Below are 19,667 nucleotides of genomic sequence, written 5' to 3'. Positions count from 1 at the left end.
TTACAAAAAACGCCCCGCTGTTTTGTGATGCACAGAACAGCGGGGCAATATCATTTATGGGGCGGGAATGTGCTCAGGAGATGCGCTTCGGCTCAGGCTTTGCCTGCGCAGCCGAACAGCTCGATCTTCTCCTTGCACTTGTCGATGATGGCCTGAGCGCCGGGAGCCAGCAGCTTGCGGGGGTCGAAGCCCTTGCCCTGCTGATCCTTGCCAGCTTCGATGTACTTGCGGGTGGCCTCAGCAAAGACCAGCTGGCACTCGGTGTTGATGTTGATCTTGGAAACGCCCAGGCTGATGGCCTTCTGGATCATCTCGTCGGGGATGCCGGTGCCGCCGTGCAGGACCAGAGGAATGTTGTTGGTGGCCTTGTGGATGCGATCCAGAGCCTCAAAGTCCAGGCCCTTCCAGTTGGCGGGGTAAACGCCGTGGATGTTGCCGATGCCGGCAGCCAGGAAGTCGATGCCCAGATCGGTGATCTTTGCACACTCGGCGGGGTCTGCGATCTCGCCAGCGCCCACAACGCCGTCCTCAACGCCGCCGATGGAGCCGACCTCGGCCTCGATGCTCAGGCCCTTGGAGTGTGCCAGCGCGACCAGCTCCTTGGTCTTTTCCACGTTCTCCTCGATGGAGTAGTGGCTGCCGTCGAACATGATGGAGGAGAAGCCGGCCTCAACGCAGGCCTTGCAGCCCTCGTAGGTGCCGTGGTCCAGGTGCAGGGCAACGGGAACAGTGATGCCCATGGTCTCCACCATGGAGCTGACCATGGCGGCAACGGTCTTGAAGCCGGTCATGTATTTGCCTGCGCCCTCAGAGACACCCAGGATAACGGGGCTCTTCATTTCCTCGCAGGCGGTCAGGACTGCCTTGGTCCACTCCAGATTGTTGATGTTGAACTGGGGCACACCGTAGTGGCCATCGCGTGCCTTGATCAGCATTTCGGTTGCATTTACCAACATTATTCATTACCTCCGCAAAATCATTTTGGGGTGAAAAAGCCGTTTTGGATACAAGATTGCGCATCCTTTAACGAACCTAAGGGTAGTATACCCCAATTACAGGATAAAATCAAGGCGGTTCCCGCGGCGTTTTCAACACAAATTCACATTGGGCATTTTGATGTTGGAGATTCTGGCAAAAACCACTGGATCTCCCTTCAAAAAATTGTCATAATTCCGACTTGAATTTTACAAAAAGTACGGCGGAAAGTTTGCGTGTCGAACCCGGGAGGTTGAAAACTCGGTGGAAACTGTGGAATTCCACCTGGAAAGTGGGCGTACAAACTTGATTTTTGAACATTTTCAACCGGGTTTTCAACATGTGGAAAAATTTGAGCCGAATTACCGATTGTATAGCCTGCTGAATGTGGAAAACTTTTGCCTTCGGCAAACATTGCGAAGAATGCCGGGGTATGCTATACTTTAGAATGTATCAGTGTCAAAATATAGTAAAACTGAAACAGAACGAAACCATGGCGCGGCTCAAACGGCCCGCCTTGCCATAGAATGGAAGGAGAACACATCAATGGACGAACAGAAAATGCCGCGCCGCCCCCGCCGCAGCAGCACGGAGGAGCAGCCCAAGAATGAGAGCCTGGTCTACGGCAAAAACCCCGTGACCGAGCTGCTCAAGAGCGGTTCCGGCGTGGATACCGTGCTGATCGCGGAGGGCATGGCCCCCGCTGTGGCAGCTTACTATACCGCCATGGCCAAGGAGGCCGGGGCCACGGTCAAGCGGGTGCATCCCAACAAGCTGCGCCTGATGACCGGCACCGAGAGCCATCAGGGCGTGGCTGCCTTTGCCAGCGAGATCGAATATGTGACCGTGGAGGACCTGCTGAACGTTGCCAGAGAGAAGGGGGAGCCCCCTTTCCTGGTGCTGAGTGACGGCATCGAGGACCCCCATAATCTGGGCGCGGTGATGCGCTCTGCTCTGCTGTGCGGAGCCCACGGCATCGTCATCCCCAAGCGGGGCGGCGCGTCCGTGACCCCCACCGTTATCAAGTCCAGTGCCGGTGCGGCCGAGCGCCTGCCTGTGGCCCGCGTGGCCAACATCGGCGAGACCATCCGCCGCCTGAAGGATCAGGGTGTGTTCGTCTACTGTGCCGATATGGACGGTGTGCCCCTGCGCAAGAACAACCTGACCGGCCCCATCGCACTGGTGCTGGGCAGCGAGGGCAGTGGTGTGTCCCAGCTGGTGAAAAAGCTCTGCGATGGCGTGGTGCGGCTGGATATGGCCGCTCAGGGCACCGGTGTGGACAGCTTCAATGTCTCGGTAGCGGCTGGCATCATCCTGTACGAGATCCAGAGCCAGCGCGCCGCAGAGTAAGAAACAGCGGCCAGACCGCCGTGACCAGAACAGGGAGGGACTAGGATGCCAAAGGATGATAAGCGCAAAGAGCTGACACAGGAAGAGATCGATGCGCAGAACGAGAAGTTCCGCACGTTTTTCAGCACCAGCGTGGCACAGGTGCCCGAAGAGATGAAGCGCCGCGATGAGGAAAAGGAGAGCACCGGCAGCCTGCTGGGCAAACTCTTTCACCGCGAAAAGGACAAAGAGGAGCCTGCCGCCGCCCCGGCCGTGCAGAATGAGCTGCCGCCCACGGGTGAGATCGTGCTGGGCCATGAGGAAGAAGCCGAGGCCGGCCTGGAGCTGGCATTGGAGCCCGGAGAGCTGGAGGAAGCAGAGCCTGTGGCTCTGCCCACCGCGCCGGAAGTCCCCGCAGCGCCGAAGCCGGAACCCCGGCCCGCACCCCAGCCCGAGAAAAAGCCGGAGCCGCCCCGCCGCCGGGAACCCCTGACCCCGCAGGAGCAGCAGGAGGATGCAGAGATGGCCGAACTCAAGGCCATGCTCTATGGCACCCCCAAGCCCGCCCCGGTGGAGGAGGTGCAGGATGCCCCCGAAGAGGTGCTGGCCGTGGAGCCGGAAGCTCCCGCAGCGCCTGAGGGCCCGGCCATCCCCATGGTGTTTGCCGAGGATCAGTCGGTAAAGCAGGCGAAGTCTGCCCCGGAAGCCGCGCCAGAGGTTGAGCCGGAACCGGAAACGGCTTTCCAGTTCTTTGGCAAGGGCGCGGACGAGAACGAGCCGCAGGCCCCTACCCGCACCGAGGCCCCCAGCAAGGACGACAGCATGAGCCTGCCGCTGATGGGGCTGGAAGAGGACGAAGCACCCGCCCGGCCTGCCGCCCCGGCAGAGGAGACCCCGGCCCAGCCTGCTGAGGAAGCGGCCCCTGCCGCGCCGGAGGCTGCGGAGAAGCCTGAAGAAGAAACCGAGCCGGAAACGCCCGAGCAGGTGGGGGAGAAGCTCCGCCGGATGGGCGCGGAGCTGACGCTGCGGTGTGTGCTGGAGGGCATCCTTGCCGTGGTACTGCTCCACTTTGGCCTTGTTGCCGAGGGGCTGCTGGCCCCTGTGGCCTCCCTTGACCCCGTGATCGCCCCGGCGGCGTTCTATGCTGCCAACCTGCTCTTTCTGGCCGGTGCGCTGGCTGTGGGCTGGCCTGTCCTGCGGGATGGCCTGCAGGGTCTCAAGGGCCGCCCCAGTGCAGACACCATGCCGGCGCTGGCTGCCTGCGGTGCGCTGGTGCAGGCTGTGGTCGCCCTGCTCAACGCCCAGAGCTATCAGAACTCCAGCTGGACGCTGCTTTCCGGTGTGGCCGCACTGGGCCTGTTCCTGGCCCTGCTGGGCAGCCGTGTCCTGCTGACTGCCGTCAGAAACGGCTACGACCTCGCCGCCCGATCCCCCGAGGGGCTGCAGGGCGCATTCCGTGTCCGGGATAAGGATCTGATCCGGGTGCTGGCCCGGAGTCTGGATCAGAAAGACCCCTGGGTGCTGCTCAGCCGCCCTGTCCAGTGGGACGAGGCGCTGGTGGAGCAGAGCTTCGGGGAGCGCGCCAGTGAGCGCCGCGCCCGCAAGACAGCCCTGATCCTGCTGGGTGCCGCCGTGCTCAGCGGGCTGGTGTTCCTGCTGTTTGGCGGCGGGCCCAACGGCATGGCCGCAGCCCTGACCTCCATGCTCTGCATGGGTGCACCGCTGTCCTCCACCCTGGTTGCGGGCATCGCGTCTCTGCGCCTGCAAAAGACCGCCGCCGCCGCCGGTGCCGTGGTGCCCGGCTGGGCTGCCATTGAGGAGCTGGGCGGTGTGGACACCGTGCAGGTGGATGCCGACGAGCTCTTTACCGCCGACAGCGTGAATCTGGAGGACATCCGCATCTTCAAGGGCGGCCGCATCGACCGTGCCATCCTCTATGCGGCCAGCATCCTCAACCACAGCTGCGAGACCCTGCGGGGGCTGTTCCGCCAGATCATCGAGGACCGCACCGAGATCCTGTACCCTGTGAAGGACTTGGAGGTCCACCACGGCCTTGGCTTTGCCGCCTGGTGCGATAACAACCGGGTGCTCATCGGCAACCGGCTGTACATGGAGCGGGAGGGCGTGCCCCTGCCTGAGCAGGAGTACGAGGATGAGCACTCCCAGAACGGCGCGCTGCAGATCCTGTATCTGGCTGTTTCCGGAAGCCTGCACGCCATGTTCGTGCTCCACTATGTGGGCGGCCGCAACGCCGCCCGCGGTCTGGAGGTGCTGCAGCGGGAGAACATCCGCCTGCTGGTCACCTGTGAGGACCCCAGCCTGACGGCCCGCCACATCACCGAGGCTTACCATCTGCCCGAGGGGATGATCACTCTGCTGGATCAGGAGCAGTGCAGCGCGCTGACCCCAGCCCGGCCGGACGAGACCGCCCGCTGCTGTATGCTGCATGATAAAGGTTTTGCCAGCCTGATCGGCGGTCTGCGCGCGGCGGAAAAGGCCCAGAACGCCGAGACGAGCGCCACCACGGTGCAGATGGTCTCGGTCTGGTTCTCGGTGGTCATCGGTGTTCTGCTGACCTACGCGGGCAGCATCGGCACCCTGTCGGTGGCCGCTGTCCTGATGTATCAGGCGGCATGGAGCGCTTTGAGCATTGCAGTCTGCGCTCTGAAACAGCATAACTGAGAGATATTCTCAAAATAAATAGGAATTATTCTTGATTTCAATTCGGAACTCTGGTATAATCAGTGCAGAAGGAACGCCCCGGCGGTCACCGGCGGCGAAATGATACACCGCACAAACAAAAGGAGAGCATGAATATGGAACTCAAGGGTACCAAGACCGAGAAAAACCTGTGGGAAGCCTTTGCAGGCGAGAGCCAGGCCCGCAACAAGTATACCTTCTTCGCCAGCGTGGCCAAGAAGGAGGGCTATGAGCAGCTGGCAGCGATCTTTGAGGAGACGGCTGCCAACGAGAAGGAGCACGCCAAGATGTGGTTCAAGGCCCTGAACGGCGGCTCCATCCCCGATACCATGACCTGCCTGGAAATGGCAGCCGGCGGCGAGCACGACGAGTGGACCGAGATGTACCCCCGGATGGCCGCAGAGGCCAAGGAAGAGGGCTTTACCCAGCTGGCTGCCCTGTTCACCATGGTGGCGCAGATCGAGAAAGAGCACGAGGAGCGCTACCGTGAGCTGGCCGAGAACCTGAAGAACAACAAGGTTTTTGCCCGGGAAGAGCAGCAGGTCTGGCAGTGCCGGAACTGCGGCTACACCTATATCGGCAAGTCGGCTCCCCTGAAGTGCCCGGTCTGCGCACATCCCCAGAGCTACTTTGAGCTGAAAAAGCACAATTATTGATCCTGTCCGGAACGCCGCAGCTCCCACGCCGGGACTGCGGCGTTCTTTTTGCACAAAATTTTCCGGAAAAACTGGTATAGTCCACGAAATCGGGTGCGAAAGCACAGCACTTTGGGCGAAAAACTTGACCCACATTGGCCGGACGTGTAAAATAAATCAATAGTGAGAAAAATCATGGACGCGAAATTTTTCCATGTGTGCGGCATTCCTTTGATCCCATGGGATGAAACAAGGAGGGAAGTTCGACCCAATGAAATGGAAATTCCAAACCGCGGGGCGGCTTCTGGCCCTGCTGGCTCTGAGCGGGGCCCTGCTGGCTGTCCCTTTGCCCGCGCAGGCCGCGCCCGGTGTGCTGACAGGCCTGACCGGAACCGGCTCCAAGCTGGAACTGGAGCTGACCGAGATGGAGCTGGAGATCACCGATGATGACCCCCGCCCCAAGGGCTACCTGTACACCAGCGGCCAGAGCGATTATTACTTCATCGTCTGGATGAGCAGCAACTCCAATGTTGCCACGGTGGATGGCGACGGCAAGGTGACGGGCCGCAATGCTGGCACCGCAATCATCACCGCCATCTCCGACCACGGCGAACGTGCCGCCTGCAAGGTGACCGTGACCCGCAAAAATGAAGAAGCAGCCAGAAAAAAGCCCACGCTGGATACCACCAGCCTGAGCCTTGTGCTGCAGTACAATGACCTGCACCCCACCCATCAGCTCCAGTTGACCAACAGCGACCACTCCTTCCTCTATGTCTACCAGTGGATGAGCAGCAACCCTGAGGTTGCCACAGTCAGCGACAAGGGCCTTGTCACGGCTCAGGCGGCGGGCACCACCACCATCACGGCAATGGTCTCCAACGGCCAGGCTCTGCGGTGCAGCGTCACGGTGACTTCGGATATCGGCAAGGTGACCCTGAACAAAAGTGACCTGCTGCTCCGCACCGTGGGCACCCAGGAGCGCCTGACGGCCACCGTTGCGGTGGAAGGCGGCGGCAGTGTGCCCATTACATGGGTCAGCAGCAACCCCGGTGTCGTTACCGTGGATGCGGATGGCGTGGTGACCGCCATTGCCGACGGAGAAGCTAAGGTCACGGCTCTTTCGCCCGCCGGACGCTTTGACGTGTGCAGCGTTGTGGTGGGCATGGCGGCGGAGAAGTACGAATCTGAAGCCGACCTTGCTGACGAGCTCAAGCTCCCTGACCCCTACGTTGCCGTAAGGCTGAATAAACTGGCATAAAGAAAAAGCACCCGCCTATGGCTGTTTTTGACGGCTATGGGCGGTTTTTGCGTGTATGAAAACGGATGCGCTGGGAAAAACTTGCCGAAGAGGAATTTTTTTCAAAAAATATTTTGCGTTGCATGGTGTGATGTACATGACACATCCGGCCGCCTCCGGCAGGTGAAAAAGGACAAAATGGCCCGAATGTTGTTTAAGACAGGGAGCGGCTGCCCCACAGAGCGGCGAAATCTCTACAAAAAAGGCGGCTGTCCGGCTTGAATGACACATTTAACAAAAATTTGACGTGAAGTGATTGAATTTGCAACTCTTGACAGAAGGCGGGACAAACCATTATCCTTTTATCCAGAGGAAAGTATTTTATGTCGCCAGACGTTGGAATGCCTGGTGGACAAGTGTGTGTCAGGAGGGAAAGAATATGACCAACTACAGGAACCGAATCGGGGAAGCCATTGCCTTTGCCCGGAACGTGGCGGGCAGATTCCAGCAGGAGCTTGCGGATATGCTGGGGCGGGACAAGCGCACCATTCAGAAATGGGAGCGGGGCGAGATCCGCATTGCGCTGGAGGATTATCTGGATGTATTCGATACTCTGCACCTGCCGGTGGGGCCCTATGAAATGTGGATCCGGCATCCGGAACTCTTTCCGCGCGGCATGGAGGATATCAAGGGCTTCAGCACGGAGAAAAAGCGGCGGGTACTGGCGGATTATTACCTACATCAGGCTGCACCGCTGGAGATCGAGCAGGAGTATTACATCCTGTTCGGTGACCACGGCAGCAACAGCTGCGGCATCCGGCAGGAGCAGCTGGCCAACCTGCAGACTCCGCTCCGTGACCGCAAACGGATCGTGAACCAGATCATCGACAACTACTATGAGGCCCGGGCCATCGGTCATCTGACCGACCCGGAGGGCCAGCAGCCAGTGATGCCCATTCTGGAAGCCTGCTACGATGCCAGTGTACGGAGCGTGGAAGCCAACGAGAACCGGTACAGCATCGGCAGCATCGAGGACTATCTGGACGATGCGGCAAAACCGGCAGAAGAGTGAACCGAACAGCAGACGGCCATGTGCAGCCGCCTGCTGTTTCTGCGTTCGGCTGCCTGCGGGAAAATATTGTGAAATTTGCGGATTCCTGCTATACTTATCCTATTGATGAAAAAGAAGGGTGAGATAAATGGCATACAACATGGGCGGTCGGCGCTTCCGGCCGGTGGGCAGCGGAAAAAAGCGGACTGCGCCGCAGTACGGGCCGGTGGGCACAGGCTGCCCGTTTGTGGAGGAGGCCGTGGCGCGGCTGTACCGGGAGCAGAACGAGGAACATTTCTGGAGCCTGATGAACGCCCTGAACTATGCGCTGGAATTGCAGACCAAGGTGCTGGTTCCGCTGGATGCGGCGGTGGACCCCCAGAGCGGGGCCGCCCCCTGGGCGCATCTGCCCATTCCGGAGGAGCGGGCTGAGGGCCTGCCGCCCTGGCTGCTCCACGCCCGGAAAGAGCGGCACTATCTGCCGCTGTTCACTTCGGTAAAGAACGCCGAGGCGGAAAAGGCCAGCGCCACCCGCCCCATGGTGGAGCGCAGTCTGCGCAGCGCCATGGAGTATGCGCTGGAAACGGACGGCATCGATGGTGTGGTGCTGGACCCGTGGACAAGCTCTGCCACGCTGGATGTCTCCCTGCTCAGCGGGCTGCTGAGATCGGAGCGGGGGAGCGATAACACCGGCGCTCAGGAGCTGGAAGCCGGGCACGCCGCCGCCCGGGCCGGGGATTGGCCGGAGGCAGCGGCCCGCTACACTGCCGCCGCCGAGGCGGGCAGCGCAGAGGCGCTTTCTGCCCTGGGGGACTGCCTGTATTATGGCCGGGGTGCCCGGAAGAATAAGACCCAGGCCCGGCGGATGTGGAAAAAGGCCGCACAGGCCGGGGAGGTGCAGGCCATGATCGCCCTGGGGGATGACTGTGCCGCATCGGGTGGGGAGATGGCGGAGACCCTGCAATACTACCGCCGCGCCCAGAGCGCTGCCCGGGAGGTGCCGGACATCGCCTACACCCCGCAGGTCTGCCTGCGTCTTGCCCAGTACGAGACCCAGTACCTCTCCCGCAAAAAGGCGCTGCTGCAGGTGGCGGAGGCCGTGCAGGGCTTTCGGATCCTGCAGGCCGAGGGCGAAACGGATGCTGCCGACTGGCTGCGGGAGGCTGAACTGCTGACGGATCAGCTGCTGGCCGACGATAAAAATGCCTGAAACACAGTTTCTTTACATTTGTTCTAAGAAATCGTCATAGGAAACCGGTAAGATATTCAAGGAAATATTCTGCGCCGAAGAAAAGAGGACAAGCACTATGAGCAAAGTGATCGGAATCGATCTTGGTACCACCAACTCCTGCGTGGCGGTGGTGGAGGGTGGCAAGCCTGTGGTCATCACCAACGCCGAAGGCGAGCGCACCACCCCCAGCGTGGTGGCCTTTACCAAGGATGGCGAGCGTCTGGTGGGCGGCGCGGCAAAGCGCCAGATCGCCACAAACTCAGGCCGCACGGTGTCCAGCATCAAGCGGTACATGGGTTCTGATCACCGGGTTCATATCGATGGCAGGGACTTGACCCCGCAGGAGATCAGCGCCATGATCCTGACCAAGATCCGCCGCGATGCCGAGAGCTACCTGGGCGAACCGGTGACCGAGGCCGTCATCACCGTGCCTGCCTATTTTGACGACAGCCAGCGCAAGGCCACTCAGGACGCGGGCCGCATTGCGGGCCTGAATGTTCTGCGCATCATCAACGAGCCCACCGCCGCCGCGGTGGCCTATGGCTTGGACAACGAAGCTCCCCAGAAGATCCTGGTCTATGATCTGGGCGGCGGCACCTTTGATGTTTCGATCATTGAGATCGAGGACGGCACCTTTACGGTGCTGGCCACCGGCGGCGATACCCATCTGGGCGGCGATGACTTTGACGAGCGCATCGTTGAGTGGGCTGTGGCGGAGTTCCGCAGATCTGACCGCATCGATTTGACCAAGGACCCCGCCGCCATGGGCCGCCTGAAGGAGGAAGCGGAAAAGGCCAAGAAGGAGCTTTCCAGTGCGCTTTCCGCCCAGCTGAACCTGCCGTTTATCGCGGTGGGCAAGGATGGCCCCCACCATCTGGATCTGAGCCTGGGCCGCCCCCAGTTTGAGATGATGACCGGTGACCTGCTGGCCCGCACCGTTCAGCCGGTGCAGAACGCCCTGCGGGATGCCGGGATTTCCGCCAGCCAGCTGGGCAAAGTCCTGCTGGTGGGCGGCAGCACCCGGATGCCTGCTGTGGAGCGGCAGGTCCGGGAGCTGCTGGGCTGTGAGCCCAGCCATACCCTGAACCCCGATGAATGCGTGGCCATGGGTGCCGCCGTGCAGGGCGGTCTGCTGCAGGGCGGCGGAAAGCTGGCCGGTGCCACTGGTGCGGCCGCGCAGGGCCTTGTGCTGATGGATGTCACCCCGCTGACGCTGTCCATTGAGACGCTGGGCGGCGTGGCCACCCCCCTCATCACCCGCAACAGTATGATCCCCACCCGCAAGAGCCAGATCTTTACCACGGCCCGCCCCATGCAGACCAGCGTGGAGATCAATGTGCTGCAGGGCGAGCGCCACTTTGCCCGCGACAACAAGAGCCTGGGCAAATTCAAGCTCACCGGCATCCGCTCCGGCTTCTCCTCCAAGCCCCAGATCGAGGTCACCTTTGACATTGATGTGAACGGCGTGGTCAAGGTGTCTGCAAAGGATCTGGGCACCGGCCGGGAGCAGAACATCACCATCACCGGCAGCACCAATCTTTCTGAGAACGAGATCCAGCGCGCCATGGCCGATGCCGCCGCCTACGAGGAGGAGGATACCCGCCGCAGGGAGCGGCTGGAACTCCACAATCAGGCCGAGATGCTGGCTTACAAGGTGGATGAAGCCCTCTCCAAGTGTAAAAAAGAGCTGGATAAGGACGAGAAGAACCGAGTCAGGAATGACCTTGCCGGCCTGCGCCGCTGCCTGCGCAAGGATAAGCCCGAAAAGATGAACGAGACCGAGGAGGCGAACCTCCGTCAGGCAAAATCCCAGCTGGAAGCCAGCGCCAACCACCTGATGGTGCTGTACAGCACGGAGCAGGATGCCGGCCGGCAGTAAGCAGGCAATTCCCTACTGAAAAACTTCGTTGAAAGGGTTGACAAACCCGGAAGAGTGGGGTATTATGTATGCAATATCACAAAAATGGCTGTGAAGAGAAGAGTAGGTTTTCGCATTGATCCTTCCAGAGAGCCCGGGCGGTGGAAAAGGGCAGGAAACAGGGGGCTGAAAATGGTCTCGGAGCCGCGGGGGCGAAGTGCAAGAGTGCTAAGCCTGCGACGGGAGCGCCCGTTACAGCGTCCGGTTGTCGCGTTGCAAAACGCCGCAGCAGTGAGGCTGCCTCTGTGAGGGGACAGTAAACCAAGGTGGTACCACGGAAGTTTTACGCTTTCGTCCTTGTGGGTGTATGCCCGCTGAGGACGGAAGCGTTTTTTATTTTGCTTCCGGTGCAAAGGGTGCGGATTGTGCCGCACCGCACAAAAACATTTTTTGTAAAAGTAGAGAGGGAAAACAAAATGTCTAAGATCACTCGTCGTAATTTTCTGAAAGTTTCCGGCGTGGCCGCTGCTGCCGCTGCCCTGACCGCCTGCGGCGGCTCTTCCTCCACCGCAAGCTCTGCCGCTTCCGGTGCTGCATCCTCTGAGGCTGCCTCCACCGCTGCCAAGCTGGACAAGATCAAGGTCGCGGTTCCCAACGACACCACCAACGAGGCCCGCGCTCTGACCCTGCTGGAGAAGAACGGCTTCTTCAAGCTGAAGGCAGATGCAGGCCTGACCGCCACCAAGAACGATATCGAGGAGAACCCCCTGAACGTCAATGTGGACGAGGTCGAGGCTGCTCAGGTGCCCAACGTCCTGCAGGATGAGGACTACGCTGTCATCAACTCCAACTACGCCATCTCTGCCGGTCTGGACCCCATGACCGACGCTCTGGCCATGGAGGATGGCACCTCTGCCTACGTCAACGTTCTGGTCTGCAAGGAAGGCAATGAGGAGGAGCCCAAGATCAAGGCTCTGATCGCTGCCCTGCAGAGCCAGCAGGTCAAGGACTTTATGACCGAGAGCTACGGCGGCGCTGTGGTCTCTGTTGTGGAGGACCCCACTGACGGCTATGATCCTTCCATCGATTATGACGCACTGAACGGTGAGACTGTCAGCTGCGCTGCCACCCCCGCCCCCCACTGCGAGATCCTGGAGGTCTGCAAGCAGATCCTGGCCGACAAGGGCATTACGCTGGACATCCAGGAGTACGATGACTACGTGATCCCCAACACCATCGTTGAGGATGGCCAGTGCGACACCAACTACTTCCAGCATCAGCCCTACCTGGACAACTTCAATGAGGAGAAGGGCACCCACCTGGTCTCCGTTGCAGGCATCCACGTTGAGCCCATGGGCATCTACGGCGGCAAGCAGAGTGACCTGAGCCCGATCGAGGGTTAAGCGAACTCCCCCAGTCACCTTGCGGTGACAGCCCCCTCGGGGAGGGGGCCTTTGCTTGACCGTTCTGTTTCAGGCTCCCTCCATGAGGGAGCTGGCAAATCCGTAAGGATTTGACTGAAGGAGTTTATTCAACAGCAAGGAGCAATTTCTGTGATCGAGATCAAACACCTTTCCAAGACCTTCCAGATGAAGGACGGCGCAGTGAATGCGCTGAAGGACATCAGCCTGACCATCCCGGATGGTTCGATTTACGGCATCATCGGCATGTCCGGCGCGGGCAAATCCACGCTGGTGCGCTGCATCAACCTGCTGGAGCGCCCCACCGAGGGCAGCGTGGTCATTGACGGCGTGGAGATGGAAAAGCTCACGCCTGCCCAGCTGCGTCAGCGCCGCCGGGAGATCACGATGATCTTCCAGCAGTTCAACCTGCTGATGCAGCGCAGCTGCCTGAAGAACATCTGCTTCCCCATGGAGCTGGCAGGTGTGAAGAAAGAGGAAGCCGAAAAGCGCGCCAAGGAACTGCTGGAAATGGTGGGTCTGCCCGATAAGGCCAACGCCTACCCGGCCCAGCTCTCCGGCGGTCAGAAGCAGCGCATTGCCATTGCCCGCGCACTGGCAACTGACCCCAAGGTTCTGCTCTGCGATGAGGCCACCAGCGCGCTGGACCCCAACACCACCCACTCCATCCTGACCCTGATCAAGGACATCAACCGGAAGCTGGGCATCACGGTGGTGGTCATCACCCATCAGATGAGCGTTGTGGAGGAGATCTGCGATCACGTTGCCATTCTGGACGGCGGCGTTGTGGTGGAACAGGGCGAGGTGAAGGAGATCTTCGCCAATCCCAAGACCGCCGCGGCAAAGCGTCTGGTGGCTCCCAACGGCGGCAGCGCCGCCCGCGACCTGTCCAGCTTTGCGCCGGACGATCATGTGGTGCGTGTGACCTTCAACGGTTCTTCCGCCGCAAAACCGCTGGTGGCAAGCCTTGCCGCTGAAAAGGGCATTCTGGTGTCGGTGCTCAGCGCCGATACCCGCGACCTGAGCGGCCAGTGCTACGGCTCCATGCTGCTCAAGCTGCCCGCTGACCTGGACGAAGCAAAACAGGCTGCTGCCTATATGCGGGCACAGCCCGGCATTACGGTGGAGGAGGTGACCGGAGAATGACCATTGCAGATTATGGCTTTGCCATCTGGGAGACCTTCTATGTGACGGTGCTCTCCACCGCGTTCTCTCTGGTCATCGGCCTGCCGCTGGGTGTGCTGCTGGTGGCCGGTGATAAGGACGGCATTCTGCCCCTGCCCGGCTGGCTGATGCACCTGCTGAATATCATCATCAACATCCTGCGCAGCGTGCCATTCCTGATCTTGATGATCTGCGTTTTTCCGCTGACCCGTATCATCGTGGGCACCACCGTAGGCACCAAGGCCACCATCGTCCCGCTGGTGGTGGCGGCCTTCCCGTTTGTGGCGCGTCTGGTGGAGACCAGCCTGCGCGAGTTGGATGAGGGTGTGGTGGAAGCCGCCCAGAGCATGGGTGCGACCCCCTTCCAGATCATCACCAAGGTAATGATCCCCGAGTGCCTGCCTGGCCTGATCTCCAGCATGACCACGGCCCTGACCACCATTCTGGGTTACTCGGCCATGTCCGGTGTCATCGGCGGCGGCGGTCTGGGCAAGATCGCCCTTTCCTACGGCTACTACCGCTACCAGACCAACATTATGATCGTCTGCGTCATCCTGCTGGTGCTGCTGGTGCAGATCTTCCAGACCGTTGGCACCTTCTGGGCCACCAGAAGCGATAAGCGGCTGAGGAAGTAACTCCTTCAGTCGCACTTCGTGCGCCAGCTCCCTCGGAGAGGGAGCCTTAAAGCCTCCCTCTTTGAGGGAGGTGGCAAAGCCGAAAGGCTTTGACGGAAGGAGTTCCCTCCTCATTTCGTCCCGGACGGGAAGTAAAATTCAACGTTTCAATTCCCCGCCGGAGGCATGTGCTCCTGCGGGGAATTGTACTATTCGGACAAACCCAGTAAAGGAGTATGTTGCAATGAACCGTGATACCATCTGTGTGCAGGGCGGTTATACGCCCGGCAATGGCGAGCCCCGCCAGATCCCCATCATCCAGTCCACCACCTTCAAATATGCCACCAGCGAGGATATGGGCAAGCTGTTCGACCTGGAAGCCGACGGCTATTTCTACTCCCGCCTGCAGAACCCCACCTGTGACCTTGTGGCCAAGAAGATCTGCGAGCTGGAGGGCGGCACCGCCGCCATGCTGACCTCCAGCGGTCAGGCAGCCAACTTCTTTGCCCTGTTCAACCTCTGCGAGGCCGGTGACCATATCGTGGCATCCAGCACCATCTACGGCGGCACCTTCAACCTCATCTCCGTCACCATGAAGAAGATGGGCATTGAGGCCACCTTTGTGGACCCGCTGTGCACCGAGGAGGAGCTGAACGCTGCCTTCCGGCCCAACACCAAGGTGGTGTTCGGCGAGACCATTGCCAACCCCGCCCTGACCGTGCTGGATATCGAGAAGTTTGCCAAGGCTGCTCACGCCCACGGCGTGCCCCTGATCGTGGATAACACCTTCCCCACGCCGGTCAACTGCCGCCCCTTTGAGTGGGGCGCGGATATCGTGACCCACTCCACCACCAAGTATATGGACGGCCACGGCGCAGTGCTGGGCGGTGCCATCGTGGACGGCGGCAAGTTTGATTGGATGGCCCACGCCGAGAAGTTCCCCGGCCTGTGCACCCCGGACGACAGCTACCACGGCATCACTTACGCCGAACGCTTCGGCAAAGAGGGTGCCTTTATCACCAAGGCAACGGCTCAGCTGATGCGGGACTTCGGCTCCATGCAGTCCCCGATGAATGCCTATATGCTGAACCTCGGCCTGGAAAGCCTGCATGTCCGGATGCAGCGCCACTGCGCCAACGGCATGGCCGTGGCAAAGTTCCTCGAAAGCCATCCCAAGGTGGCCTATGTGAATTACTGCGGCCTGGAGTCCAGCCCCTACCACGCACTGGCTGAAAAGTATCTGCCCAATGGCAGCTGCGGCGTGGTCAGCTTTGGTCTGGCCGGCGGCCGCGAAGCTGCCAGCACCTTTATGAAGGAGCTCAAGCTGGCCGCCATTGAGACCCATGTGGCCGATGCCCGCACCTGCTGCCTGAACCCGGCTTCCAGCACCCACCGCCAGATGAACGATGAGCAGCTGAAAGCCGCCGGTGTGCCCGCAGAGCTGGTGCGCATGAGCTGCGGTCTGGAAAGCGCTGAGGATCTGATCGCAGATATCGCACAGGCTTTGGATAAAATTTAAAAGGCAAACGGGCTCGCCCTCTCAGCTTCACTTCGTTCAGCAGCTCCCCCAAAGGGGGAGCCTCTGGCGAAAAATAAACTTTGTGGTTTTGCCAAGGCCTCCCACTTTGGGGGAGGTGGCACGGCGTAAGCCGTGACGGAGAGGGCGAGGCCGCTATCAATATCCGCACCAAAGGAGTAACCATCTATGCCCCTCATCATCCCGAAAACGCTCCCCGCCTACGATGCCCTGTACGAGGAAAACGTCTTTGTCATGCACCGGGAGCGGGCAGCGTCCCAGCATATCCGCCCGCTGGAGATCCTGATCCTGAACCTGATGCCCACCAAGATCGCCACCGAGACCCAGATCGCCCGGCTGCTGGCCAACACGCCGCTGCAGGTGCACATGACCCTGCTGCAGACGGTCAGCCATGAGGCAACGCACGTCTCCGCGGCCCATCTGGAGGCCTTTTATAAGACCTTCGACGAGGTGAAGCATAACCGCTACGACGGCATGATCATCACCGGCGCTCCGGTGGAGACCATGGACTTTGAGCAGGTGGATTACTGGCCGGAGCTGTGCGAGATCATGGATTTCAGCGAGACGAACGTCTATTCCACCCTGCATGTCTGCTGGGGTGCGCAGGCGGGCCTGTACTACCACTATGGCATCCGCAAGGAGCTGCTGCCTGCCAAGATGTTCGGCGTGTTCGAGCACCGGGTCATCCGGCCCTCCAACCCGCTGGTGCGCGGCTTTGATGAGGTGTTCTATGCCCCCCACAGCCGCCACACCGCCATGAGCCGGGAGGATATCGACCACTGCAGTGCGCTGCGCATCCTTGCCGAGAGCGATGAGGCAGGGCCTTTCCTGATGAGCACCGAGAACGGCCGGCAGATCTTTGTCATCGGCCATCCGGAGTACGACAAATATACGCTGGATGCGGAGTACAAGCGGGATGTGGCCAAGGGTCTGCCCATTGCAGTGCCCAAAAACTACTACCCCAACGATGACCCCAGCCAGCCGCCGCTCTTCCGCTGGCGCGCGCACGCCCATCTGCTGTATGAAAACTGGCTGAACTACTACGTCTACCAGAACACCCCCTATGATCTGGGGGAGATGCAGCGCGTGAAGCACTCTGAGGGGTGAACCCCTTCAACCGCCTGCGGCGATAGCTCCCCCATGGGGAAGCCAGGTTTACGCACGACTGTTTTTCTGCCTTTCGGATCAGGAGGGGCGGTATTGGAAAGCAATAACGGAGAGGTATTTATGGGAATCGATAAGAATGAATGGGGCTTCCGGGTGGGGCATCTGCCCCACGGGGAGCGCAATAAGATCAGTGATGTGCCGGGCGTGACAGTGGGCCATTGCACACTGGCGGATGGCGACATCCAGACCGGTGTGACCGCGCTGCTGCCTCACCCCGGGGATGTGTTCCATGACAAAGTGCTGGCGGCCTGCCATGTCATCAACGGCTTCGGCAAGACCACCGGCCTTGTCCAGATCGATGAGCTGGGCACGCTGGAGACCCCCATCCTGTTTACCAACACCCTGAGTGTGGGCACCGTGGAGACGGCGCTGGTCAAATATATGCTGGAGCGCAACCCCGATATCTGCGAGACCACCGGCAGTGTGAACCCGGTCGTCTGCGAGTGCAACGACAGCGGCCTGAACGATATCCGGGGCCTGCATGTCACCGAGGCACATGTGGCTGCCGCTCTGGCAGACTGTAAAGCTGATTTCGCCGAGGGTGCAGTGGGTGCCGGACGCGGAATGCGCTGCCATGGGCTGAAGGGCGGCATCGGTTCTGCCTCCCGGCTGGTGGAGCTGGACGGTAAGTCCTACACCATCGGGGCACTGGTGCTCTCCAATCACGCCACCTTCGATGACCTCATCGTGGCGGGCACACCCATCCACGAGCTGCTGGAGGCCCGCATCCCGCCCCATGAGGACAAGGGCTCTATCATCACGGTGCTGGCAACAGATATCCCCCTGAGTGAGCGCCAGCTGCGGCGGCTCTGCCACCGGGCGCTGGTGGGGCTTTCCCGCACCGGCAGTGCCTGCGGCAACGGTTCGGGTGAGATCGTTCTGGCCTTTACCACGGCCAACCGGATGCCGCATTACTCGGACAAAGCCCTCCTGCCCATGGAGATGCTCCACGATGATGCCATCAACCCGCTGTTCCGGGCGGTGGCCGAGTGTGTGGAGGAAAGCGTCCTGAGCAGCCTGCTCCACGCCGAGACCGTCACCGGCTACCATGGCCGGACGGTGCAGTGCCTTTCCGACCTGTTGAAAAAGTAACGAAGAAATAAGCCTTTCCGTGTGGTACACCTCACAGTGTGACACCAACGGAAAGGCTTATTTTTTATCGCTGTCTTTATCTCTGCACCAGCGCGATGAATGCTTTCATCTGGGGGGTGAGCCATTTATCCTTGTGGTAAAACAGCTGCCGCCGCATCTCCACGCGGCAGGCGGGGACATTCAGGCGGGCCAGCGTTCCGGCGGCGAGGGCATTCTGTACGATGTACTCGGGCAGGAAGGAGAGGCCCATGCCGTGCTCGACCATCTGGCAGAGCAGGGAAGCGCTGCCCAGCTCGAGGAAGGGCTTGATGGCCAGCCCCTGCGCTGCCATGCACTGGTCGAGGGCATCGCGGTAGCTCATGCCCCGCTCGGTCAGCAGGAACTCCTGCCCGGCCAGTTCCTGAAGCGTGACCTCTGCCTGCCCGGCCAATGGGTGCCCGGCGGGGGCCACCACGCAGATGGGCTCCGGCTCATCCACAGCCAGCACAAAGCTGGGTTGCAGCAGCGGCTTGTCCAGCGTGTAAGCCAGGTCGATCTGATTGGAACCCAGCATCTGGAGCATCTCATCGTCGGTGGCGGTGCGGAGCACCAGCTCCACCTGTGGGCAGAGGGCGTGATACCGCTGCAGCAGGTCGGGCAGAAAGGTGCTGCAGACCGAATCCGCCAGTGCCACCCGCAGGGTGCCGCTGACCTGCCGGGCAGGCTGCAGGGCCGCTTTGGCCTGCTCGGCTGTGGCCAGCAGGGAGCGGGCATAGGTCAGAAAGGTCTGCCCGGCATCGGTCAGGCGGACCGTTTTGCCCACCCGGTCGAAGAGCGGCGTTTCCAATTCGGCTTCCAGCTGGGCCACCTGCGCGGAGACTGCCGACTGGGAATACCCCAGCTCCCGTGCCGCACGGGAAAAGCTGTGCAGCTCCGCAATATGCAAAAAGGTGTTGATGGTACGCAGTTCCACGGCGGTACCTCTCAGCGGCGGGTGATGCCGGTCACGGTCAGAACAGCACCATCTACGACAAAATGGACTTCTAATCCAGAAAATTCCATTCCGTATACCCGTTCCGGGTCGTGCTGGTAGGAGGGACGGGGGTCGTTTTCCAACACGCCCCGCAGGCCGTCCCGCTCGGCGGCGGGTATGGTCTCCCACAGCTCCGGCGGGCATTCGACCTGCAGCCTGTGCGTTTGGGTCTGGGCCGTGAAGCCTGCCGCCGCGTCCGGGTGACAGTCGGCGTAGGGGATGTAGGGCTTGATGTCGTAGATGGGGGTGCCGTCCATCAGGTCTGCGCCCCGCACGATGAGCACCGGGCCCACCTCGGGGCGGTGCTCGATGGCCTCCAGCCTGACGCTGGAAAGGCCCAGCGGATTGGGCCGGAAGGGGGAGCGGGTGGCAAACACGCCCATCCGGGTGTTGCCGCCCAGGCGCGGGGGCCGGACGGTGGGAGACCAGCTCTCCCGCACCGCGCCGGAGAATTGCCACACCAGCCAGATGTGGCTGAAATCCTCCAGTCCGCGCAGGGCATCGGCGTTGCGGTATTCCGGGGTGAAGATGATCTCGCCCCGCAGGCCGTCCACCAGCCCGCTCTGCCGGGGGATGCCGAACTTGGTGGGGAAGGCGGTGTGGATGTGTGCGATGACCTTCAGGGTCATGGTTTCGTTGCTCAT

Annotated in this window: 16 protein-coding genes; 13 read left to right on the top strand and 3 right to left on the bottom strand. The window is 60.9% G+C overall.

The features are described 5' to 3' along the window. Positions 1–92: 92 nt before the first annotated feature. The gene (fba, locus tag ACKXGA_RS07835; protein WP_117477141.1) at positions 93–956 is read right to left on the bottom strand and encodes a class II fructose-1,6-bisphosphate aldolase; all 864 of its coding nucleotides are present in this window, start codon (positions 954–956) and stop codon (positions 93–95) included. A 565-nt stretch (positions 957–1,521) separates the two neighbouring features. Here fba and rlmB point away from each other — a divergent pair. The 13 genes from rlmB to ACKXGA_RS07770 all read left to right on the top strand — a co-directional run bounded on the left by rlmB (position 1,522) and on the right by ACKXGA_RS07770 (position 18,011). Further along, positions 1,522–2,325: a 23S rRNA (guanosine(2251)-2'-O)-methyltransferase RlmB gene (gene rlmB / locus ACKXGA_RS07830; RefSeq protein ID WP_005935208.1), complete on the top strand. Its 804-nt coding sequence runs from the start codon at positions 1,522–1,524 to the stop codon at positions 2,323–2,325. A 45-nt stretch (positions 2,326–2,370) separates the two neighbouring features. Beyond that, a complete protein-coding gene (locus tag ACKXGA_RS07825; protein ID WP_423729230.1) occupies positions 2,371–4,986 on the top strand; it encodes a cell envelope biogenesis protein OmpA in 2,616 nt (871 codons plus the stop codon). A 134-nt stretch (positions 4,987–5,120) separates the two neighbouring features. Then, positions 5,121–5,660, top strand: coding sequence for a rubrerythrin (rbr, locus tag ACKXGA_RS07820; RefSeq protein WP_097771602.1), 540 nt, complete (start codon positions 5,121–5,123; stop codon positions 5,658–5,660). Positions 5,661–5,910: 250 nt separating this feature from the next. Then, positions 5,911–6,897 carry an Ig-like domain-containing protein gene (locus ACKXGA_RS07815; RefSeq protein WP_423729229.1) on the top strand — a complete coding sequence of 329 codons (987 nt, stop codon included), beginning with the start codon at positions 5,911–5,913 and terminating at the stop codon, positions 6,895–6,897. Positions 6,898–7,315: 418 nt separating this feature from the next. After that, positions 7,316–7,948, top strand: coding sequence for a helix-turn-helix domain-containing protein (locus ACKXGA_RS07810; protein WP_423729228.1), 633 nt, complete (start codon positions 7,316–7,318; stop codon positions 7,946–7,948). A gap of 127 nt (positions 7,949–8,075) precedes the next feature. Further along, a complete protein-coding gene (locus ACKXGA_RS07805; RefSeq protein WP_423729227.1) occupies positions 8,076–9,137 on the top strand; it encodes an SseB family protein in 1,062 nt (353 codons plus the stop codon). 97 nt (positions 9,138–9,234) lie between these two features. Further along, entirely contained in the window at positions 9,235–11,037 is a 1,803-nt protein-coding gene (gene dnaK / locus ACKXGA_RS07800; RefSeq protein WP_423729226.1) for a molecular chaperone DnaK, read from the top strand. A gap of 455 nt (positions 11,038–11,492) precedes the next feature. Beyond that, entirely contained in the window at positions 11,493–12,419 is a 927-nt protein-coding gene (locus tag ACKXGA_RS07795; RefSeq protein ID WP_423729225.1) for a MetQ/NlpA family ABC transporter substrate-binding protein, read from the top strand. A 150-nt stretch (positions 12,420–12,569) separates the two neighbouring features. Further along, entirely contained in the window at positions 12,570–13,583 is a 1,014-nt protein-coding gene (locus tag ACKXGA_RS07790) for a methionine ABC transporter ATP-binding protein (RefSeq protein ID WP_097771606.1), read from the top strand. Further along, positions 13,580–14,236 (top strand): methionine ABC transporter permease, encoded by a 657-nt coding sequence (locus ACKXGA_RS07785; protein WP_097771607.1) that lies wholly within the window; start codon positions 13,580–13,582, stop codon positions 14,234–14,236. The genes ACKXGA_RS07790 and ACKXGA_RS07785 overlap by 4 nt, the downstream gene beginning before the upstream one ends. A 223-nt stretch (positions 14,237–14,459) precedes the next feature. Next, the gene (locus ACKXGA_RS07780; RefSeq protein ID WP_097771608.1) at positions 14,460–15,734 is read left to right on the top strand and encodes an O-acetylhomoserine aminocarboxypropyltransferase/cysteine synthase family protein; all 1,275 of its coding nucleotides are present in this window, start codon (positions 14,460–14,462) and stop codon (positions 15,732–15,734) included. Positions 15,735–15,920: 186 nt separating this feature from the next. Continuing rightward, a complete protein-coding gene (gene metA / locus ACKXGA_RS07775) occupies positions 15,921–16,859 on the top strand; it encodes a homoserine O-acetyltransferase MetA (RefSeq protein ID WP_005935244.1) in 939 nt (312 codons plus the stop codon). A gap of 120 nt (positions 16,860–16,979) precedes the next feature. Beyond that, a complete protein-coding gene (locus ACKXGA_RS07770; RefSeq protein ID WP_097771671.1) occupies positions 16,980–18,011 on the top strand; it encodes a P1 family peptidase in 1,032 nt (343 codons plus the stop codon). Positions 18,012–18,087: 76 nt separating this feature from the next. On the opposite strand, the gene ACKXGA_RS07765 is transcribed toward ACKXGA_RS07770, so the two are convergent. Further along, the gene (locus ACKXGA_RS07765; RefSeq protein WP_207684595.1) at positions 18,088–18,963 is read right to left on the bottom strand and encodes a LysR substrate-binding domain-containing protein; all 876 of its coding nucleotides are present in this window, start codon (positions 18,961–18,963) and stop codon (positions 18,088–18,090) included. Between the two features lie 11 nt (positions 18,964–18,974). Next, on the bottom strand, positions 18,975–19,667 hold the full coding sequence (gene tsaA / locus ACKXGA_RS07760; protein WP_423729224.1) for a tRNA (N6-threonylcarbamoyladenosine(37)-N6)-methyltransferase TrmO: 693 nt from the start codon (positions 19,665–19,667) through the stop codon (positions 18,975–18,977).

This window comes from Faecalibacterium hominis (ex Afrizal et al. 2022), assembly GCF_049545105.1.
In the GTDB taxonomy this organism is placed as follows: Bacteria; Bacillota; Clostridia; order Oscillospirales; family Ruminococcaceae; genus Faecalibacterium; species Faecalibacterium duncaniae.
This window is presented reverse-complemented; position numbering and strand designations above follow the sequence as displayed.

Excerpts from the sequence above, each read along its gene's own strand:
- fba (WP_117477141.1), bottom strand. The coding sequence starts at position 956 with ATGTTGGTAAATGCAACCGAAATGCTGATCAAGGCACGCGATGGCCAC.
- rlmB (WP_005935208.1), top strand. The coding sequence starts at position 1,522 with ATGGACGAACAGAAAATGCCGCGCCGCCCCCGCCGCAGCAGCACGGAG.
- ACKXGA_RS07825 (WP_423729230.1), top strand. The coding sequence starts at position 2,371 with ATGCCAAAGGATGATAAGCGCAAAGAGCTGACACAGGAAGAGATCGAT.
- rbr (WP_097771602.1), top strand. The coding sequence starts at position 5,121 with ATGGAACTCAAGGGTACCAAGACCGAGAAAAACCTGTGGGAAGCCTTT.
- ACKXGA_RS07815 (WP_423729229.1), top strand. The coding sequence starts at position 5,911 with ATGAAATGGAAATTCCAAACCGCGGGGCGGCTTCTGGCCCTGCTGGCT.
- ACKXGA_RS07810 (WP_423729228.1), top strand. The coding sequence starts at position 7,316 with ATGACCAACTACAGGAACCGAATCGGGGAAGCCATTGCCTTTGCCCGG.
- ACKXGA_RS07805 (WP_423729227.1), top strand. The coding sequence starts at position 8,076 with ATGGCATACAACATGGGCGGTCGGCGCTTCCGGCCGGTGGGCAGCGGA.
- dnaK (WP_423729226.1), top strand. The coding sequence starts at position 9,235 with ATGAGCAAAGTGATCGGAATCGATCTTGGTACCACCAACTCCTGCGTG.
- ACKXGA_RS07795 (WP_423729225.1), top strand. The coding sequence starts at position 11,493 with ATGTCTAAGATCACTCGTCGTAATTTTCTGAAAGTTTCCGGCGTGGCC.
- ACKXGA_RS07785 (WP_097771607.1), top strand. The coding sequence starts at position 13,580 with ATGACCATTGCAGATTATGGCTTTGCCATCTGGGAGACCTTCTATGTG.
- ACKXGA_RS07780 (WP_097771608.1), top strand. The coding sequence starts at position 14,460 with ATGAACCGTGATACCATCTGTGTGCAGGGCGGTTATACGCCCGGCAAT.
- metA (WP_005935244.1), top strand. The coding sequence starts at position 15,921 with ATGCCCCTCATCATCCCGAAAACGCTCCCCGCCTACGATGCCCTGTAC.
- ACKXGA_RS07770 (WP_097771671.1), top strand. The coding sequence starts at position 16,980 with ATGGGAATCGATAAGAATGAATGGGGCTTCCGGGTGGGGCATCTGCCC.
- tsaA (WP_423729224.1), bottom strand. The coding sequence starts at position 19,667 with ATGAGCAACGAAACCATGACCCTGAAGGTCATCGCACACATCCACACC.